17 protein-coding genes are annotated in these 19,775 nt (G+C 38.2%); 4 read left to right on the forward strand and 13 right to left on the reverse strand.

From position 1 onward, the window contains the following. Nucleotides 1–11 precede the first annotated feature (11 nt). From MJY40_RS13390 to MJY40_RS13415, 6 genes are all read right to left on the reverse strand, one after another. On the reverse strand, nt 12–581 hold the full coding sequence (locus MJY40_RS13390) for a hypothetical protein (protein WP_317854697.1): 570 nt from the start codon (nt 579–581) through the stop codon (nt 12–14). A gap of 791 nt (nt 582–1,372) precedes the next feature. Beyond that, nucleotides 1,373–1,570 carry a chorion class high-cysteine HCB protein 13 gene (locus MJY40_RS13395; RefSeq protein ID WP_317854698.1) on the reverse strand — a complete coding sequence of 66 codons (198 nt, stop codon included), beginning with the start codon at nt 1,568–1,570 and terminating at the stop codon, nt 1,373–1,375. A gap of 218 nt (nt 1,571–1,788) precedes the next feature. After that, the gene (locus MJY40_RS13400) at nt 1,789–2,748 is read right to left on the reverse strand and encodes a ribose-phosphate diphosphokinase (protein WP_317854699.1); all 960 of its coding nucleotides are present in this window, start codon (nt 2,746–2,748) and stop codon (nt 1,789–1,791) included. 92 nt (nt 2,749–2,840) lie between these two features. After that, nucleotides 2,841–4,217, reverse strand: a complete 1,377-nt coding sequence (gene glmU, locus MJY40_RS13405) for a bifunctional UDP-N-acetylglucosamine diphosphorylase/glucosamine-1-phosphate N-acetyltransferase GlmU (protein ID WP_317854700.1) — start codon at nt 4,215–4,217, stop codon at nt 2,841–2,843. A 713-nt stretch (nt 4,218–4,930) separates the two neighbouring features. Continuing rightward, nucleotides 4,931–6,043: a glucose-1-phosphate adenylyltransferase subunit GlgD gene (gene glgD, locus MJY40_RS13410; protein ID WP_317854701.1), complete on the reverse strand. Its 1,113-nt coding sequence runs from the start codon at nt 6,041–6,043 to the stop codon at nt 4,931–4,933. Between the two features lies 1 nt (nt 6,044). Further along, nucleotides 6,045–7,322 (reverse strand): glucose-1-phosphate adenylyltransferase, encoded by a 1,278-nt coding sequence (locus tag MJY40_RS13415; RefSeq protein ID WP_317854702.1) that lies wholly within the window; start codon nt 7,320–7,322, stop codon nt 6,045–6,047. Between the two features lie 813 nt (nt 7,323–8,135). Here MJY40_RS13415 and murC point away from each other — a divergent pair. Then, nucleotides 8,136–9,509: a UDP-N-acetylmuramate--L-alanine ligase gene (murC, locus tag MJY40_RS13420; RefSeq protein ID WP_317854703.1), complete on the forward strand. Its 1,374-nt coding sequence runs from the start codon at nt 8,136–8,138 to the stop codon at nt 9,507–9,509. A gap of 195 nt (nt 9,510–9,704) precedes the next feature. Here the strand turns inward: murC and MJY40_RS13425 are convergent, their stop codons facing one another. Genes MJY40_RS13425 through MJY40_RS13435 form a run of 3 tightly spaced genes read right to left on the reverse strand, consistent with a single transcriptional unit; the run spans nt 9,705 to nt 12,952 of the window. After that, entirely contained in the window at nt 9,705–10,352 is a 648-nt protein-coding gene (locus tag MJY40_RS13425) for a hypothetical protein (RefSeq protein WP_317854704.1), read from the reverse strand. 14 nt (nt 10,353–10,366) lie between these two features. Next, entirely contained in the window at nt 10,367–11,002 is a 636-nt protein-coding gene (locus MJY40_RS13430) for a tetratricopeptide repeat protein (protein WP_317854705.1), read from the reverse strand. A gap of 30 nt (nt 11,003–11,032) precedes the next feature. Continuing rightward, the gene (locus MJY40_RS13435; RefSeq protein WP_317854706.1) at nt 11,033–12,952 is read right to left on the reverse strand and encodes an ABC-F family ATP-binding cassette domain-containing protein; all 1,920 of its coding nucleotides are present in this window, start codon (nt 12,950–12,952) and stop codon (nt 11,033–11,035) included. Between the two features lie 332 nt (nt 12,953–13,284). Here MJY40_RS13435 and MJY40_RS13440 point away from each other — a divergent pair, with 332 nt between their 5' ends. Continuing rightward, nucleotides 13,285–13,989, forward strand: a complete 705-nt coding sequence (locus MJY40_RS13440; protein WP_317854707.1) for a redox-sensing transcriptional repressor Rex — start codon at nt 13,285–13,287, stop codon at nt 13,987–13,989. Between the two features lie 74 nt (nt 13,990–14,063). After that, nucleotides 14,064–14,645, forward strand: coding sequence for a LysE family transporter (locus MJY40_RS13445; protein ID WP_317854708.1), 582 nt, complete (start codon nt 14,064–14,066; stop codon nt 14,643–14,645). A 979-nt stretch (nt 14,646–15,624) separates the two neighbouring features. On the opposite strand, the gene MJY40_RS13450 is transcribed toward MJY40_RS13445, so the two are convergent. Beyond that, on the reverse strand, nt 15,625–15,825 hold the full coding sequence (locus MJY40_RS13450; protein ID WP_317854709.1) for a DUF1858 domain-containing protein: 201 nt from the start codon (nt 15,823–15,825) through the stop codon (nt 15,625–15,627). 293 nt (nt 15,826–16,118) lie between these two features. Between MJY40_RS13450 and MJY40_RS13455 the strand changes: the two genes are divergently transcribed. Beyond that, nucleotides 16,119–17,288: an IS110 family RNA-guided transposase gene (locus tag MJY40_RS13455; RefSeq protein WP_317854710.1), complete on the forward strand. Its 1,170-nt coding sequence runs from the start codon at nt 16,119–16,121 to the stop codon at nt 17,286–17,288. Between the two features lie 234 nt (nt 17,289–17,522). Here the strand turns inward: MJY40_RS13455 and lepB are convergent, their stop codons facing one another. The 3 genes from lepB to MJY40_RS13470 form a co-directional block, all read right to left on the reverse strand. Beyond that, complete coding sequence (gene lepB / locus MJY40_RS13460) at nt 17,523–18,047, reverse strand: signal peptidase I (protein ID WP_317854711.1); 525 nt, start codon at nt 18,045–18,047, stop codon at nt 17,523–17,525. An 86-nt stretch (nt 18,048–18,133) separates the two neighbouring features. Continuing rightward, nucleotides 18,134–19,057 carry a SufB/SufD family protein gene (locus tag MJY40_RS13465; protein ID WP_317854712.1) on the reverse strand — a complete coding sequence of 308 codons (924 nt, stop codon included), beginning with the start codon at nt 19,055–19,057 and terminating at the stop codon, nt 18,134–18,136. 3 nt (nt 19,058–19,060) lie between these two features. Further along, nucleotides 19,061–19,771 (reverse strand): ABC transporter ATP-binding protein, encoded by a 711-nt coding sequence (locus MJY40_RS13470; protein WP_317854713.1) that lies wholly within the window; start codon nt 19,769–19,771, stop codon nt 19,061–19,063. Nucleotides 19,772–19,775 lie beyond the last annotated feature (4 nt).

The raw sequence follows: 19,775 nt of genomic DNA on the forward strand, positions 1-19,775 counted from the left end.
CCTCCAAACACCTACGCTCGTTTTCTTCTAATATGAAATGGGATATTTCCAATAAAGGAACCCATGAAATCACTATAAGAATTATACCAAAAATTCCCGATAAAAGCGAATGAAAAGGGTGTCAAATCCTCTTGATTCCATAAAAATTTTGGTGTGAACTTGGTGAATAGGGTTTGAAACTCACTTTGCGATTCCGTAACACAATCTTGCAACAACAACGTCATATCTTCTTCACGCTTGGTGAAACAAAAGACTTCACACAAAATGGGGTATATTTCTGCAAACTCCAATTCTTTTTTACGTCGCTTGACGGTGCGTATGGTGTGATGCAGTGCTGTTAATTGAAAAAAACGTAGGGTTTCTGCAATCCCCATTTGTCTGCGTTGTTCATAGAAATAATTGTATCGCATTGGCATTTCCAGAAACATTTCATAGGCATCCACTGTGGTGCTTTCAATACATTGTACAAAAAATTCCAAATAAAAGCGATTTTCCAGTGTGTAAGCACGTTGTAATAACACTTCTCGTATCACTTCAATGCATCCTTTGCAAAAGATTTCCTTTTCTTGTTCTTCTTTCATATGTACACCTCCATATTGTAATTGTACAAAGAAACTGTATTGCTCCACAAAAAATATATCTACAGGATTTTTAAAGAATGTAGGTGTTTCGACAAAATTCATTTTGAAAGTGTGTTGATTTTTTGATATCTATTATGCTTATAATCTGTAGTGATGTTTGTTTTGTAGGGGTGACGTTTCGTCACCCGTTGGAATGTTTGTGAATTAATATTAGGTAGGAATTTATTCAAGTTTTAAAGCATTCAGATCTTACTTTTTGACACCAAAAAGTAACAAAAAGTGCCACTACTTCCGAAGCGTGGAGCACGGTTCAAGGGGGCTGCGACCCCTCGAAACTCCTTTGCAAGCGAAATCCTATAGGTTCGAGAATAAATCGAACTTCGAGAAACCTTCCTTCTTGGCTGGTGACGCTTATTCTAATTTATCAAAATAGCAATTTTCTGGATTCCACTTTGCAAGCAAAGGCTGAGTGGAAATCATAAGTCATTTGATAAATTATTTAATTCTAATAGCGGTATGTCGAGGACGCCATCCCCTACAGAAGCACACTCTAACGCACTGTCATTCAGAGGAGCACAGCGACGAAGAATCTTTGATTTTACGGTCGATTCGTGAATCGCCCCTACAAGTGTAATGTATTTCAGATTTTGATTTTTGTAGGGAGCGATGCCCTCATCGCTCCGCAACTACACATTATATAAATACTCTTTATCGCAAGAACCCATTCCATTAACCAAAGAAAAAGGTTGCAAGAAATTTCCTGCAACCCATTTGTGTATTGATTTTTGCAATTAGCAAGAACCGCAACCACCCAATTGATTTCCACCACCGCAGCAGCAAAGCAAAATCAAAATCCAAATCCAAGAACCACAGCCACCATCATTGCCACCGCAACCACAGCCACTGCCACTACCATTGCCACAGAAGCAAAGCAAAATCAAAATCCAAATCCAAGAACCTCCGTCATTGCCACATCCAAATCCGTTCATAATGAATTACCCCCTTAAGAATTAAGTATTGTGATACATTTTTATCTTATGTGATTTTTTGTAAAATATTGCCTGTCTACCAAAAAAGTTTTTGGAAAATAATTTCGACAAAAATCACAGGTGGATATGGTATCCTCCCCTACGAGAGCTTATGTAACATCTTTGGTTAACAAAAAAACCGCAGGATATTCTCCCACGGTTCGTTTTGATTTTAAATTTTAGTCAAACAACTCAGATACAGAAATACCTTCATGGATACGTCTGATTGCATCTGCAAACAATTGTGCAACACTTACGATTTGCATTTTGTCAATTTGTTTTTCTTCAGACATATGGATTGTGTCCAAAACCAACAATTCATCAATTGCAGACTCTTGGATACGTTTCATTGCAGGACCACTGAGTACACCATGTGTACAGCAAGCTTCTACCATAATTGCGCCACGTTCTTTCAAAGCGTTTGCTGCATTTGTAATGGTACCAGCTGTGTCAATCATATCGTCGATCAAAACAACTTTTTTACCTTTGACATCACCAATGATGTTCATGATTTCGCTGACATTTGCTTTTGGTCTACGTTTGTCAATGATTGCCAAAGGAATGTTCAAACGTTCTGCAAAGACTCTTGTTCTGGTAACACTACCCAAATCAGGAGAAACTGCAACAAAGTTTTCCATTTCTTCGCTGTGTTTTTCTGTGTAATAGCTGGTCAACAAAGGAATACCCACCAAGTTATCCACAGGAATATCAAAGAAACCTTGGATTTGTGTACAATGCAAGTCCATTGTAAGCACACGGTTTGCACCAGCTGTTGTCAACAAGTTTGCTACCAATTTTGCACTGATTGGATCTCTTGCACGAGCTTTACGATCTTGACGAGCATAACCATAGTATGGCATTACCGCTGTAATTCTACCAGCAGAAGCACGTTTCATCGCATCAATCATAATCAACAATTCCATCAAATTGTCGTTTACTGGTGCAGAAGTGGGTTGGATGATAAATACATCTGCTCCACGAATGGTCTCATCAATCTTTACAGAAATTTCACCGTCGCTAAATTGACTTACTGTTGCATTACCCAATGTAAGACCCAACTTTTTTGCAATGTCTTCTGCCAATTCTGTGTTGGCATTACACGCAAAAATCTTGATGTTACCACGATCTGCATAAATCATTTTTTAAATCCTCCTAAATTACTCGTCGCTTTATCCTTTGCTTTTCTATGTTACACCCATCAACAAGGAATTTCAACCACTATTGTCGAATTTTATGATTTTTTTTCGATTCTTTTTGTTTTCCATCCAGCAATGACACTTTGTCTTGCACGAGCAACCGCCAAAACATCTTCAGGAACATCCTTTGTAATTGTGGAGCCAGCAGCAATATATGCACCTTTTTTGATGGTAACCGGTGCCACCAAATTCACATTGCAACCTACAAATACGCCATCTTCAATTGTGGTTCTATGTTTTTTGGCGCCATCGTAATTGACCATAATGCTACCACAACCAAAGTTGATTTTTTCTCCAGCATCGGTATCGCCTACATAAGCAAGATGTGGGATTTTGGTACCATCACCAACAACAGAATTTTTCACTTCCACAAAATCGCCAACTTTTACATTGTTGCCAATGGTGCAATTTGGTCTGATATATGCATACGGACCAACGGTTGTGTTGTTGCCAATGGTGGATTCCAAACCTGTGGAATTTTGGAAGATAACCCCATCACCCACTTGCAAATCTGTCATACGGGAATTGGGTCCAATTTTACAATCTTCACCAATCTTGGTTTTGCCTTCCAATACACATCCTGGCAAAATAATGGTATCCATACCAATTTCCACATCTGAATCAATATACGTGTTGTCTGGGTCAATCAATGTGACTCCATTTTCCATGTGATATGCATTGATTCTATCTTTCATAATCTTTGCAGCTTCTGCCAATTGCATACGAGAATTGACACCAAAGAACTCATCTTCATCTTCCGCAACCACAACTCCAACCTTATTGCCATTGTCCAAAATGATTTCCAAGCAATCGGTCAAGTAGTATTCACCTTGGGCATTGTTGTTTTTGAGATTTGCCAAGGATTGTTTCAATTCTTTGCCTGAGAACACGTAAATTCCTGTGTTGATTTCAGAAATAGCACGTTCTTCTTCTGTGGCATCTTTGTGCTCCACAATGCAAACAAATCCATTGGATTGGTTACGAATGATACGACCATATCCATCGCTATTTTCTACAATTGCAGAAACCACAGTTGCAGAGTTGCCTTCTGCTTTGTGAATTGCCATCAAAGAAGTCAACGTTTCGCTTCTCATAAGTGGTGTATCCCCATACAAAATCAAAACATCATCATCATCAGAAAAAGCAGCTTCTGCCATAATCACTGCGTGACCAGTTCCTTTTTGTTCCCTTTGCCAAGCCACAGAAACGCCATCTCCTTGGATTGCTGCTTCCACTTCTTCGCCTTTGTGACCAATGACCACACAAACTTCTTCTGCACCACATTTTTTTGCAGTATCAATTACATATTCCACCATTGGTTTGTTACAAATTTCATGCAACACCTTTGGTTTTTTGGATTGCATACGTTTTCCTTCACCAGCTGCCAAAATAATGGCTTTCAAATTTTTCATTGTTTTTCTCCTTTTTCTATATGATGCGGGAAGATGTTGTTTTCCCATACAATATCATTGGTTTTTTTGTTACTGCGGGAAGATGGTATCTTCCCCTACGATTGTGTATTCATGTTTATGGTATTTCGATACGTTGTAATTTACTTTTTGATTTGTTGTTCTGGAAGGTTGTATCTTCCCCTACGATACAACATCAGTCAGCGGGCATTTTAAGTACACACCTACTACATTCTATCCCATTTTCTCATTTTTCCAGTAGAAATGCAAGGAATTATTGTGAAAAAGAAGGTATGTTTCTGGAAACAAGCTAAACTTTCTGGATTGTGATTGCGGGAAGATGATATCTTCCCCTACGAAATTCTGATTTACTATTATTTTCTTTTCTCAATCAACAATAAGAAACCTAATATATATAAATACATTTCGGTACGCATACAATGCGCACCCTACAATATAAAAACTCTTTTTTCTTTCATTGAAACTTTTCTTTTGGTTTGCATTAAAAAATGTGTCCTCCAATTAAATTAGAGAACACATCTTTATTTTACGGTAATACCGAATAATCCTGATTGCAAGATTTGTGAGGATATTTTTTCGTCAGAATCACCAAGAAACGCAGGCGATATTGGAAATATCGCCGAGGCTTTTGGGTGGTTATGATGGAGAAATAAACCACAAAGATTGTGATCTAGGGTTGTTCGGTGTTGCCTTATTTAGATGACAGTGCCTTTTTTCAATACAACTGGATAATCCAAGGTGCCAATGACATCTTTGCCATCGGAAACCACAACGTCTTTATCCAAGATTGCATATTCAATTTTACAACCTTTACCGATTGTGGTACCTTCCATAATGATGGAATGTTTGACGCTTGCGCCTTCACCAACAAATACTTTGCGGAAGATGACAGAACTTTCCACCACACCATTGAAGATGGTACCACTACCTACAATGGAGCCACGTACATCTGCGCCGACATTGTATTTTGCTGGTGGTTCATCCTTAGCTTTTGTTTCAATATATGGATATTCATTGATGAATGGATTGCGTACTTCTTTTTTCAAGAAGTCCATATTGGTTTTGTAGTATGCAATGATACCAGTACTGATGGTGCTCCAATATCCTTCAAATTCATAACCATAGATTTGCAAAGTATCTTTGTTTTCACAAATATAATCGCCAACCCAGTCATATTTACCTTCTGGCACCCCTTGTGTCAACAAATCAATGAGCAAAGTTCTGGAAATTACATACATACCCAAGGAAGCACAGTTTGTTTTTGCTTGTTCTGGTTTTTCTTCAAAACCAATCATTCTACCGGCTTCGTTCATTTCCATGATACCAAAGTTACGCAAATTGTCTTCCATTTTTTTATAAACAACAGTAATATCAGCACCACTTTCCACATGTTGGTTGATCACTTTGCTATAATCGATTTTATAGATTGCATCCCCACTTGTAACCACAACATATTCCTCAGTACTTCTAAGAAGATAGGAAATATTTTGGTATATGGAATCTGCTGTACCTCTAAACCAGTTGGATTCTGTACTGCTGATATAAGGTGTGAATACGAAAAGCCCACCTTGTTTACGACCAAAATCCCACCATTTGGAAGAGGTCAAGTGATCTCGCAAAGAACGAGAATTGTATTGTGTGAGCACTGCCACTTTACCAATGCCACTATTGGACATATTACTCAAAACAAAATCAATTGCACGATAGCTACTTGCAATGGGCAAAGCTGCCGCTGCTCTATTTTCAGTCAATTGACCCAGTCTTCCTTTATTATTACCACCTGCTAAGATAACCCCAATTGCTTTCATCTTATTTGCCCTCCTTTACAATAGACTTGCCACTTACCAATACTCCATTTGGATAATCAGATTCCACTGTTTTGCCATAAGCCACACAGTTTTTACCAATTTTCACATTTGCTGGAATTGTGGTGTGATCACCCAAAACGGTAATGCCACTATCATAAATACCAGGTTTTCTTTCATTTGGAATATTTTCACCAATGCCCATTTGTACGCCTTCACCAACAACGCAACGTTCATCAATGATACAACGCTCAATAACCGCACCAGCACCAATGACAGTTTTGCCCATGATGATGGAATCACGTACAATTGCGCCTTCGCCAACGTATACTTCATCTCCCAAGATGGAACGTGTTACTTCACCATAGATTTCACAGCCATCGGAAATCAATGCTTCGCTGACCTTAGCCTCTACACCTGTAAACGCTGGTGGTTGATGATCGGAATTTGTGTATACTTTCCAACGTGATTCATACAAGTTGAATTCTGGCAATGTACGAATCAGCTCCATATTGGATTCCCAGTAGGATTCAATTGTTCCAACATCTTTCCAATAGCCTTGGAAACGATAGGATTGCAATTTTTGTCCTTCATCCAACATTTTTGGAATGATATGTTTCCCAAAATCACTATCTGGATGAATTTCATTGTCTTCAATCAATGCATCACGGAGTCTGTCCCATGTGAAGATATAGATACCCATAGAAGCCAAATTGCTCTTTGGATTTGCTGGTTTTTCTTCAAATTCATAGATGCTACCATCTGGATTTGTGTTCATGATACCGAAACGACTTGCTTCTTCCATGGTCACTTCCAAAACAGCGATGGTTGCTGCTGCGCCAGTTTCTTTGTGTTCACGCAACATATCAGAATAGTCCATTTTGTAGATATGATCCCCAGAAAGAATCAAAACATATTCTGGATTGTTGTTGTCGATATAATCGATATTTTGATAAATTGCATTTGCAGTTCCCATGAACCATTCACCAGAATCTCCGCCACCTTTTACATGAGGTGCCAAAATGGTTACACCACCATTTTTACGATCCAAATCCCAAGGAATACCAATACCAATATGTTGGTTCAAACGAAGTGGTTGATATTGTGTCAACACACCAACGGTATTTACACCAGAATTGATACAGTTGCTCAAAGGGAAATCAATAATGCGGTATCTACCGCCAAAGCTAACAGCCGGTTTTGCCACCTTCCTTGTAAGTACACCCAGTCTGCTTCCTTGACCACCTGCCAAAAGCATTGCCAACATTTCATTTTTTCGCATTTACATCTGCCCCCTGTCTAGTAACGTTTTGTTTTGTACACAACTTTCTTGCTTTCAAACATGCTTCTTACCTTGTTTTGCAGAAACTTCTTGTCCTGAATATGATGTATATTCACATACCCTTTTCATTATACAATAAAAGCGGAGAAAGTATGGTACAAATGAACAAATTGTTGCACTCGTGCCAAACAATTGGTTCTTTTGTGCCATCATTTGCGTAGCAAATGTATCCAAGTACTCGCAGAGTACTGGATATTCTCTGCCTGTTTGCCAATAGTATACCATAACATAAAATTGCAAAATACATCTCCATGTTAAATGTGTATGAAATCCCTTTTTTTCTTCTAAAACCAACAACAGTTTCCTTTTCTTTCGATTCCACACATTTTTATGTATTTTTACCGAAATCAAAGTGTTTGCCCATAGCCTTTTATGCACTTTGGACGTTTTATGTCCCTCACGATTCCATCACATGTTTTTCTTATGGTAATTTAGTATCATCATATCATAGATTTGTAAAAAAATATAGTTATTTTTATATTTTCTTAAATTTTTTTCGATTTTCTACGAAAAACATCCATACACACCACATGGATTTCCATAATGATACTATTCTACATTCAAACATAAAAACCCTTTTTCTTTTGATTGCTTGTTGTATGATTATGGAGATTTTTCCGTTTTTTTCCATTTTTTTGTGAAAATTTGATGTGTCTTTTTTACAGAAATCATTGCCAATGTGTCTTCTGTATACTATAATAAGGCAAAGGAATCACATAACACATAAATTTATCATTGCAAAGGCGGTATCGTATGCAAACAACCTTTCAAACAACAGATCATATATATTTCATTGGCATTGGTGGCATCAGCATGTCTGGGCTTGCAGAAATCTTATCCAATCGTGGGTTTACTGTTTCTGGCTCTGACATGAAAACATCCCAAACAGTGGAACATTTACAAAACCAAGGCATAGTGGTGCACATTGGTCAAAAACGTGGCAACATCACCCCTAGTGTGACACAAGTGATTTACACTGCTGCCATTTCTGAAACCAACCCTGAATGGTTGGAAGCCAAAGAATTGGGTATTCCCATGATGGAACGTGCTGAATTTTTGGGTCAACTTATGAGTGAATACGCAAACTCTGTTGCTGTTGCTGGCACACATGGCAAAACCACAACCACATCTATGGTGGCAGAAATTTTGCTTGCAGCCAAAACAGATCCTACCATCACCGTTGGTGGTATGTTGCCAACCATTGGCAGCAATTTACGCATTGGAAATTCTTCTTATTTCGTGGCAGAAGCATGTGAATATCACAATAGTTTCTTGCATCTATCTCCATATGTAGGAATTGTTTTGAATGTAGAAGCAGATCATTTGGATTTCTTTGGCACTTTGGAACATATTTATGAATCTTTCCAAAAATTTGGTAAGAAAATCCAAACAAAGGGTGTGCTTCTGGTAAACCAAACCATTTCCAATTTGCATTTTCTCATAGATAACTTGGATTGTACAGTGGAAATCTTTGGCACTGCAAATGGTGCTGACTGGGTTGCAAAAAACATTGTTCACAACCCTGATGGTGGCAATACCTTTGATGTGTATTATCATAATGAATTTGTCACTTCTGTTTTGTTGCATGTACCTGGTATGCACAACATTGAAAATGCTTTGGCATCCATTGGTGCTGCTCATTATTTGGGGATTGCACCAGAAGTCTATACAAAAGGTTTGGAACATTTCCATGGCACTGACCGCAGATTCCAATACAAAGGTGAAAAAGATGGTGTTTTGGTCATTGACGACTATGCGCACCATCCAACAGAATTGTCTGTGACCTTGGCAGCTGCAAAAACACGTGAAAAGAATCGTATTTTCTGTGTGTTTCAACCACATACATTCTCCAGAACCAAGTTTTTGTTTGATGAATTTGCAAATGCCTTTGGTGATGCAGATGAAGTGATCATTGCAAAGATTTATGCTGCTAGAGAAGTGGATGATGGTTCCATCAGTGGTGCTGATTTGGCAGAAGCCATTGCAAAAACAGGTAAATCTGCAAGATATTTTGAAACATTTGATGAGATTTCTGATTATGTCAAAGAACATTGCAAAGCTGGAGATATGCTTTTGACTGCTGGTGCTGGTGATGTGTATTTGATTGGTGAAGAGTATTTGAAATAAAATGAAATGAAATGAAGAGGGTGTATGCCCTCTTTTTTTGTGTTGTGGCAGTGCATCCCATTTGAATTTTGTGGCAGTTTATGACAGGCTCCACATAGGGATGCCCCTACAATTATATCATATTTGTGTTGTGTGGTTGGTTATGGATGCTGTTTCATTGCATACAAAAAGGGACATACGCATGCCCCTTTATTTTTATGCTTCTTCAGTTGGTTCTTCCAATGGATGTTCTGCCAAATAGGCATCCATACGTTGTTGCAATGGTTCAAAATTCACACCTGGCATAGGTTCTGTCCAATTGGCAATTGCATAGTCCAAAAGTTCCTTTGCTTGTGTCCAATTGCCTGTTTCCATTGCATAGAATATAGCAACAATGGAATTGAACATGGGCAAATTTCCACTAACAGGCAATTTTTGCAGTTTCTTACTACTGGATTGAATCAAAGTCATGGCATTTTGTGTTTCATTCAGGTGAATGTAGATATTTGCCAAAACCACATAATAAATCCCAACAGAATTTTTTTGCATACGTCCTGGAGAAATGGTTTTTATCACCGACAACGCAGATGTATAGTCTCGTTTTTGCATATGTGCAATTGCAACATTGATACGCAACATAGAACGATATCCCTTTGGAACAAATTTTTTCAAAATCAATTCCATCTCATGGATATAGGTGTCTGGATCACTCATCAAATAAGGTGCCAAAACATTCAATTTTTTCAAAAAGCGGATATTCAAACCCATAACCAATCCAATAAAAGCAAGCAACGCCACAATGGTCAATATACCATTCAGATTGCTTCCTGTGGAGGTGGTACTCAAAAGAAACATACCATTCATAGAAATACCTCCCATTAACCTTGTCTACGAGCTGCTTCTACACAAGCATTCATACGTTTGTATAAAATATTGAAATCCACACCAGCCATACGTGTTGGGAATGTTTTCTTCACATGATCCAAAATTTCCTTTGCATATACCCAGTCATTTTCTTCCATAGCCACAAATGCTTTCAAAAATGCATTGAGTCTAGGCAAGTTTCCACCTGTTTCAAAACGATTCAAGTCTTTCAATTCATTGTGGATGATTTCCAAAGCCTTTTCATTTTCACCCAGGTGTACATAGATATGTGCCAAATTCATATAGAATTCATACTTGCTTTTTCTACCCATACGCATCTCTTTGACAGGCAAAATGGTTTCCAAAGCCTTTGGATAATTGTGCTTTTCCATATATGCCACAGCAATATTGGTGATCAACATAGATTTGAAATCCTTTGGCACACGTCCCTGCATAAGGGTTTCCATTTCCTTAATGTATTGGTCTGGATTTTCGTACATCAAAGGTGCAAACTTGTTGATTTTATTCATAAATCCCATGATTTTACGAACAAAGAAAATACTGACGATACAGACAACAGCAATTGGCAAAATAGATGTAATCATGCTGCCTGCTGATGCGGTGCTCAAAAGAAACATATTTGTATTCATTGAAAATACCTCCTCAAAGTATGTGCTGGATTATTGTAATTCTTCCCATTGGGAAAACAATTCTTCTAGATGTGCTTCTAGCTTTGTTTTATGTTCAAAAATCTCTTGTGCTTTGGTATAACTGGAGCTGGCTTCTGCCATATCTTCATCTGCTTTTGCAATGGCAGCTTCTGTTTTTTCAATTTCTTCTTCTAGTTTTGCAATTTTATTGGCAAGTCTACGTTCTGCAGCTTGCTGTTCCTTTTGCTTCAACCAGTCGGTTTTGGTTTCACTTGCATTGACAGGAATTGCAGCTGCTGTGGCAGTTGGATTTGCCTTTGCACGTTCTGCTTCTTCACGCAAACGCTCTGTTTTCTTTTCCATATAATAATCATAGTTGCCAGAATATTGCACCACACCATCAGGTGTCAACTCTATGATTTTCTCAGCAGTTTTGTTGATGAAATAACGGTCATGGGAAATGTAAACCACAGTGCCCTCATAACAAGACAATGCATCTTCCAAGACTTCTTTGGAGAACATATCCAAATGGTTGGTCGGTTCATCCAGCATCAAGAGGTTTGCCTTAGAAAGCATAATCTTCGCCAATGCCACACGTCCCTTTTCACCACCAGAAAGTGCTGTAATGGGTTTGAATACATCATCGCCAGTGAACACAAATGCTGCCAAAACATTTCTAATTTGACCTGTGGTTAGGTTTGGATAGGTATCTGAAATTTCATCTATGATATTTTTGGTTTCATCTAACTTTTGTTGCTCTTGGTCATAGTAACCCACATGAACATTGGTACCAAAACGAACAATACCACTGTCGCTTGCCACTTCTTTCAAAAGCATTTTAAACAATGTGGATTTGCCAACACCATTGGGTCCAATGATGGCTGCTTTTTCACCACGTTTCACATCAAAACCAACATTTTGGAAGATTTTATTGCCACCATAAGACTTAGACAAATCTTCTGTATGAATGACATCATTTCCGCTGATGACCTGTGGTGTTAAGGTCAAACGCATGTGATTGGGTAGCGATTCTGGTCGATCCAAACGATCCACCTTAGCCAGTGCCTTTTCACGACTTTCTGCACGTTTGATGGACTTTTCACGGTTGAAGGATTTCAAGGTTTTGATAACATCTTCTTGACGTTTCAAATCACGTTGTTGGTTGTCATAAGCCTTTTGTTGAATTTCTTGGTTGAGATCCTTTTGCACTGCATAGAAACTATAATTTCCATTGTAGACATTGGATTTTTTGTGTTCAATTTCCACTACTTTTGTGACGATACGATCTAAGAAATAGCGGTCATGGGAAATGATTAAGACTGCACCATCATAGCTTCTCAGGAAGTCCTCCAACCATTCAATGGACGCAATATCCAAATGATTTGTCGGTTCATCCAAAAGCAAAATATCAGGCTTAGAAAGGAGCAAACGTCCAAGGAATACACGTGTTTTCTGACCACCAGAAAGTTGTGTAATGGGTTTGTTCCAGTCACTTTCAGGGAACCCCAAACCTTTTAGGACACCACGAATGCGACTTTGATAGCTATAGCCATCTTTTTGGTCAAATTCATGTTGCAATCTAGCGTATTCTTCCATTTTGTCTGCAAGGGCTTGTCCAGTCAAATCTCCCATTTCCATTTCCAAAGAACGCAAGGTTTTCTCCACTTCCATAATGTGTGCAAAGACTGCCAACATTGTATCAAAAATGGTGCTATCCCCTGACATTTCTTGGTTTTGTGCCATATATCCCATAGTGGCATCTTTTCGGATGTAAAATTCACCACCATCATGAGAAATTTCCTTTGTGAGCACCTTGAATAGTGTGGTTTTACCAGCACCATTGACACCCACAATAGCAGTTTTTTCACGATCCTCCAAATGGAAGGTGATTTTTTCCAAAATGACATCAATGCCATATGCTTTGTGTAGTTGTTTACAAGCAAGTATCATGTGTTTTCCTCCAAAATATAATTACCTCACTATATCATACCAGAAAAAGCCCTAGATTAAAAGACTTATTCCATACATTATGTTGACAATAAAATAACAACCATGATATACTAAAATAAATATATGTGAGGAATATAGTTTTTTTATACCGTTGCAGAGTGTGACGGTTGTTTGCGGTGGAAAGAGTCGTTTCAAAAAAACGAAAAAAGAGTTTCGCATCTGAAATTACAAAAGTACATAAACCATTGATTTGTGTGGTTTTGTAATTTGACGCCAGCGTAATTGTATGTGGGGGATGTGCAATTGCGTACATTGAGAGAGGATTTGGGACTATGGATAGTGAAAAGAAAATTTCATCAGCGGTAATCAATCGCTTGCCAAGATATTATCGATATTTGGGTGATTTGTTGGAAAGTGATATCACAAGAATTTCTTCAAAAGAATTGAGTGCAAAAATGAACATCACTGCATCTCAAATCAGACAAGATTTGAATAACTTTGGTGGCTTTGGTCAACAAGGGTATGGCTATAATGTAGAGTATTTGCATAACGAAATCAAGAAAATTCTTGGTTTGGATAGAATGTATAATATGATTGTTGTAGGTGGTGGTAACATTGGTCAAGCTTTGGTCAATTACACCAGCTTTGAAAAAAGAGGTTTTGTCATCCAAGCAGTATTTGACATCAATCCTCGTTTGATTGGTATGACCATTCGTGGTGTTGCAGTTCATGATATTGACCAATTAGAAGAATATGTGAAGGCACATCATGTGGATGTGGCAATCTTAACATTGCCACGTTCCCAAGCAGTCAAAGTTGCAAATGACTTGGCAAAATGGGGTGTCAAAGGTATGTGGAACTTCAGTCATGTGGACTTGCAAGTGCCAGATGATATCTTGGTGGAAAATGTACATTTGACAGACAGTTTGATGACGTTGCTTTATAAAATCAATGAAATGTATGTAGAAGGCAATGAATTGCACCAATTGCATAATGGATTGCCCATCAAACCAAAAAAAGAATTGGAAGAAGAATAAACAATTGGGGTCATGGCTTGCTGTGACCTTTTTTGATACAATAGAACTGGTATTTTTTAGGAGGAAATATTACAATGTTTAGTTGGTTACATTTTTTAACTTATGCAGCGATTACAGCAGTGACACCTGGTCCTAACAACATTATGTCCATGTCCAATGCAAGCCGTTTGGGTTTCAAGAAATCATTCCCCTTTAACTTAGGGATTTGGTTTGGTTTTTCTATGGTTATGATTGTTTGTACCACTTTGAGTAGCTTACTTTCCTCGATCATACCCAAAATCCAAACAGCTATGTTATTGATTGGTGCTGCTTATATGTTGCATTTGGCATACAAAACTTGGAAAAGCAATGGCGGCATCCAAGAAAACAACTCCAGAAGTGGCTTTTTGTCAGGGATGTTTTTGCAATTTGTAAACCCTAAAATTTACATCTATTGCTTTGTATCCATGCAAGCCTACATATTACCCTATTACAACCACAACCCAATTGTATTGTTGGGATTTGCGTTGTTGCTTGCGTTTATGGGATTTGTTTGCACATTGCTATGGGCAATTTTCGGTTCCATTTTCAGAGCATTGTTTTCGCAATATGCCAAAATCACAAATACCATTATGGCGTTGTTGTTGGTGTATTGTGCCATTGGTTTGTTCCTGTAAGGTTATTTATATAATGTGTAGTGTAATGTAGGGGAGGATATTATCCTCCTGTTAAAAAAACAAGATAGGAAAAGAGGAGTGGTAATTCTAGGAGTGGAAGTGATTTGAGGTTTAAAGAGTTTCAGACCTTACTTTTCAACAGTGAAAAGTAACAAAAGCTGCCACTCTTTTCGAAGGCGTGGAGCCCCGATTTAAAGGGGTCTAACTCGACGGGTCATCATTTTGCAAGCAAAATCACCTGCGGTGACCGCCACTTCTTTGGCGGTGAGTCCTTAAAAATACCCCCGAAAGTAAAAAGTGTGGTGGTGTAAATCCTACGATTAGACCGTGAGTGACAAGCCCCTCACCTCTTGATTACTGGTTCTAAAAGCGTTATTGTGGGTTTTGTAGGGGATGGCGTCCTCGACATCCCGCTATTAGAATTAAATAATTTAACAAATGAATTTTGATTTCCACTCAACCTTTGCTCGCAAAGCGGAATCCTAAAGATTGCTATTTGTAGGAATTTCAATAAGCGTCTCTATCCATGAAGGAAGTACGCTCAAGCCATAAATTATAGCAATAGCCATCTCTATTTCACCTTGCAAAGGAGTTTCGAGGGGTCGCAGCCCCCTTGAACCGTGCTCCACGCTTCGGAAGTAGTGGCACTTTTTGTTACTTTTTGGTGTCAAAAAGTAAGATCTGAATGCTTTAAAACGTGAATAAATTCCTACCTAATATTAATTCACAAACATTCCAACGGGTGACAAAACGTCACCCCTACAAAACAAACGATACTACAGATTATAAGCCTAACATCCCTTTATTATTTTATATTTGCCTTTGGTGGTATTATGGTCGATTCATGAATCGACCCTACAATTGCAGCATATTTGAATTGAGTGGTATTGCATATTATAATTGCATTTCTTTATTTTCACCATAAAAATAAGGAAGGCTTTTCCGTAGAAGAACCTTCCTTTTGATTTTTGTTTGTCTCTTATTTTTTATCCAAGAAATCGTTGATGTCCGCCATCAATTTTTCAACATCCATACCATGTACCAATGCTGCTTCTTCCAATGTTTCGCCTGCTGCTGAAGGACAACCTACGCAATGCATACCATTTTGCATCAACACCATGCCTACGCTTCTGTCTGTCATCAACAATTCTCCAATTGTCATATCTTTTCCTACTGCCATATTTCATTCCTCCTCGTATTATATAGTCATAGCTTTTTCTTTACCTTTTCTTAGGTATAAGCTATGCTGATTTAGATACTGTGGATTGGTGAATTCCTCCTACCACTTGATGGTTTAAGTAAGGCTCCAACCACAGTCTCTTTGTTTATTTGTTAATTAGTTAGATACCGCATGACGGTTTATTTAGAACGAGGTTACAATCGCAGAGAGTACCAGTGGTTCCAAACAGTATCATCTCGCAGAACATTATTAGTTCTGCTCGCAAAAATACTTTTAAAATAGGAGATTTATTTATGATTTACGTAGGAATTGATGTTGCTAAAGATAAGCACGATTGTTTTATGACCAACTCTGATGGGGAAATACTTGCAAAAGCATTTACCGTCACAAACAACCGAGATGGATTTGATGAACTTTATCAAAGAGTAGAATCTCTTTCCGATGATTTAACCAAAGTAAAAGTAGGACTTGAAGCCACTGGACACTACAGTTATAACATCTTGGGGTATCTGCTTGATAAAGGTCTAACCACCTATACTATCAACCCGTTACATACAAATCTTTACAGAAAAAGTCTAAGCCTTAGAAAGACGAAAACGGATAAAGTTGATGCCCATACGATTGCTACTATGCTCATGTCTGATGTGAACTTGAAGTCCTACTCAGATACATCATACCACAACGAAGAACTAAAGTCACTCACTCGTTATCGTTTTGATAAAGTAAAAGAACGGGCAAAATTAAAAACTTCCATTTCTAGGCTTGTAACGATTCTATTTCCTGAATTGGAAAAATTGGTGCCAACACTTCATATCGCATCCGTTTATGCTTTGTTGGTTGAATTTCCAAGTGCCAAAGCCATTGCCGATACACATTTGACTAGGTTGACTCATCTTCTTGAAATAGCTTCTAACGGTCGCTATGATAAAAATACAGCTATCCTATTCCGTAATGCAGCTAGAACTTCTATTGGTTCCCATATGCCAGCTAAATCATTAGAATTGAAACATACCATTCAACTCATCAAAGTGTTAGATTCTGAAATTGCTGAAATAGAAGTTGAAATCAAAGCTATTGTAGATGAAATGCAATCTCCAATCCTAACCATACCTGGAATCAGTTATCGCATGGGTGCAATGATTCTTGCAGAGATTGGCGATTTTTCTAGGTTTGATTCTCCAGATAAGATTTTAGCTTATGCTGGGTTATCGCCGTCCACTTATCAGTCTGGTCAGCTAGAATCTTCCCATTCTAAAATGGAAAAACGTGGTTCTCGCTACCTGCGATACGCATTATTTAATGCCACAATCTATGTTTGTCATTGGGATCCAACATTTAATGCATACCTAGCTAAAAAACGTGCTGAAGGAAAGCATTATTATGTTGCCATTTCCCATGCTGCCAAAAAGCTTGTAAGAGTAATTTATCAACTAGAAAAAACACGAGAGGCATACATAAAGTGACCTGATTCGTTTTATCAAATATCTCCTAATTTGAGCACCTGTAGAGATGCTCTATTTGTCATGCAGTTTTCAATGTTCAATATCTATCTGAAATACATTTCTGTAATTCATTCAAAAACTTTCATTTTAGACTTGACTTTTAATAGTTAGTCTTATGTTTTATATTATTTATTATGTCAAAACGGGATGGGAAACCCATCCCCTACAATCATCGGTATAGTTCAGTTTATAACATTACTCAATCATACCAAAGCCTTTGTAATATTTGCAAACCACTTTACCCAAAACTTCATCTTCTGATACAAATTTATTTTCCCAATAACGTGCATCCAATGAAGAATTGCGATTGTCACCCATCATGAAATATGTGCCTTCTGGAACAGAATAAGGTCCAAAATTTCCAATGATACACTCTCCAATATATGGTTCCTCTAAAGCAACGTCATTGACATAGACTTTTCCATCTTTTCCCTCTACCACATCGCCACCAACACCAATGACACGCTTTACATACAAGGTGTCACCTGTTGGATCGTCTGGAAATGGGAATATGACCACATCGCCAAATTCAGGCTCATCAAACCAATAGGAGGTTCTCAGTGCTATGATGCGATCGCCTGGCATAATGGTGGTTTCCATGGAGCCTGTTGGCACTTGTGCATTGACAATCAACACATGATTGACAAACCAAGCCACAGCCACAGCCAAAACCAATGTTTTGATCCAGCTGATGATTTCTTTTTTTGTTTCTGATTTCAATATCTCATCTCCTTTGGAGCTTTTCGGTTGGGTCAAGACCCAACCCTACAGTATATTTCGTAGAAATGCCAATTGATTTCCAATTTTTATTTCAAGAAACCACCTATAATTTGTGCTTCTGCTTCTTTTTCAGTCAAGCCAAGAGTCATCAGTTTCATCAATTGATCCCCTGCGATTTTACCAATTGCCGCTTCGTGAATCAAAGATGCTTCCACATGATTTGCCACAATGTTTGGTTCTGCAATGACTACGCCAGAATCCATGATGATGGCATCGCATTCAGAATGTCCATAACAAGCATTATTGCCAAAGATTTTGGATTTGAATACTTGTTTGGATGCATCCCTTGCAACAGATCTGGAAATCAGCTTTGCACTGGAATTTTCACCTTCCATCACCACATCAAAAGAAGTTTCTGCAAATTGTTTGCCATGAGTCATAATTTTTTCTTTGATGACAATGGTTGCACCTTCTGCCAATTTTGCTGTGGAAACACGTTTTGTGGAATCGATGCCCTTCATTTGAATGGTATCCATTTCCAAATAGCTATTTTCTTCTGCGAAAATGTGGGTTTGTGGATTGATGATATTTTCACCCATACCATCCCCTTCACCAATGTGTTTTTCTAAGTATTTCACCTTTGCATTTTTACCTACAAAGAAACGATGAATGCCATCATGTTGGGAAACGCCACCACCACAGTTGTGAATGCCACAACCTGCTACAATGGTGATATCTGCATCTTCGCCAATATAAAAATCGTTGTACACCAAATCATGCATATTGTCACCAGAAATCAAAGCTGGAATGTGTACATTTTCATCTTTTGTACCTGCTTTGACAATGATATCAATGCCTGTACCATCTGGTTTGGATACAATTTGGATGGTTTCTGTGGAATTTCTGCCAGCACTTGCACCATTGCTACGAATATTAAAAGCACCATTCAAAGGAACGTTGTCAATTCCAGAAACTTCAGAAAGCAAGTTTTTTACAATATCGTTTAACATGGGTTATGCCTCCTTAAAAAATTTACAACCAGTTTCCACACCAAAGAGCATTGGCAAAACTTGATCCTTTGTGCCAACTTGTGTCACTTTGCCACCACTGATGACCACCACTTGGTCTGCAATGTTGAGGATACGTTCTTGATGGGAAATGATGAAGATGGAACCTTTGATTTCTTCGTGTAATTTTTCAAATACATCAATCAAATTTTTGAAGCTCCAAAGGTCAATGCCCGCTTCTGGTTCATCAAACAAAGTGAGTTTGGTTTTTCTAGCCATAACCGTTGCAATTTCAATACGTTTCAATTCCCCACCAGACAAGCTATCGTTGACTTCACGATCAATGTAGTCCTTTGCACAAAGACCCACTTCTGCCAAGTAGCCACAAGCTGCTGCTGTGCTCAAATTTTCACCACTAGCAAGTGCAATCAAATCTTTGACGGTAATGCCTTTGAATCTCACTGGTTGTTGGAATGCAAAACTAATGCCACCATTGGCACGTTCTGTAACACTCCAATTTGTGATATCCACACCATCCAAAACAATTTGGCCACTGGTTGGTGTTTCAATGCCTGCAATGATCTTTGCCAAAGTGGATTTACCACCACCATTGGGTCCTGTCAACACCACGAACATATTGTCATCTATTTTCAAATTTACATTTTTTAAAATCTCTTTTCCATCCACTTGATAGCAGATGTCCTTTAGTTCCAACATGGTA

The sequence above is a fragment of the Chakrabartyella piscis genome (assembly GCA_030067835.1).
Lineage (GTDB): Bacteria > Bacillota > Clostridia > Lachnospirales > Anaerotignaceae > Chakrabartyella > Chakrabartyella piscis.

Bases quoted from the DNA above. Each gene is read 5' to 3' on its own strand.
- MJY40_RS13445 (WP_317854708.1), top strand. From the start codon at position 14,064: ATGTTTAGTTGGTTACATTTTTTAACTTATGCAGCGATTACAGCAGTG.
- MJY40_RS13425 (WP_317854704.1), bottom strand. From the start codon at position 10,352: ATGAATGGTATGTTTCTTTTGAGTACCACCTCCACAGGAAGCAATCTG.
- MJY40_RS13430 (WP_317854705.1), bottom strand. From the start codon at position 11,002: ATGAATACAAATATGTTTCTTTTGAGCACCGCATCAGCAGGCAGCATG.
- glmU (WP_317854700.1), bottom strand. From the start codon at position 4,217: ATGAAAAATTTGAAAGCCATTATTTTGGCAGCTGGTGAAGGAAAACGT.
- MJY40_RS13395 (WP_317854698.1), bottom strand. From the start codon at position 1,570: ATGAACGGATTTGGATGTGGCAATGACGGAGGTTCTTGGATTTGGATT.
- glgD (WP_317854701.1), bottom strand. From the start codon at position 6,043: ATGAAAGCAATTGGGGTTATCTTAGCAGGTGGTAATAATAAAGGAAGA.
- MJY40_RS13455 (WP_317854710.1), top strand. From the start codon at position 16,119: ATGATTTACGTAGGAATTGATGTTGCTAAAGATAAGCACGATTGTTTT.
- MJY40_RS13465 (WP_317854712.1), bottom strand. From the start codon at position 19,057: ATGTTAAACGATATTGTAAAAAACTTGCTTTCTGAAGTTTCTGGAATT.
- MJY40_RS13440 (WP_317854707.1), top strand. From the start codon at position 13,285: ATGGATAGTGAAAAGAAAATTTCATCAGCGGTAATCAATCGCTTGCCA.
- MJY40_RS13435 (WP_317854706.1), bottom strand. From the start codon at position 12,952: ATGATACTTGCTTGTAAACAACTACACAAAGCATATGGCATTGATGTC.
- murC (WP_317854703.1), top strand. From the start codon at position 8,136: ATGCAAACAACCTTTCAAACAACAGATCATATATATTTCATTGGCATT.
- MJY40_RS13415 (WP_317854702.1), bottom strand. From the start codon at position 7,322: ATGCGAAAAAATGAAATGTTGGCAATGCTTTTGGCAGGTGGTCAAGGA.
- MJY40_RS13390 (WP_317854697.1), bottom strand. From the start codon at position 581: ATGAAAGAAGAACAAGAAAAGGAAATCTTTTGCAAAGGATGCATTGAA.
- MJY40_RS13400 (WP_317854699.1), bottom strand. From the start codon at position 2,748: ATGATTTATGCAGATCGTGGTAACATCAAGATTTTTGCGTGTAATGCC.
- MJY40_RS13450 (WP_317854709.1), bottom strand. From the start codon at position 15,825: ATGGCAGTAGGAAAAGATATGACAATTGGAGAATTGTTGATGACAGAC.
- MJY40_RS13470 (WP_317854713.1), bottom strand. From the start codon at position 19,771: ATGTTGGAACTAAAGGACATCTGCTATCAAGTGGATGGAAAAGAGATT.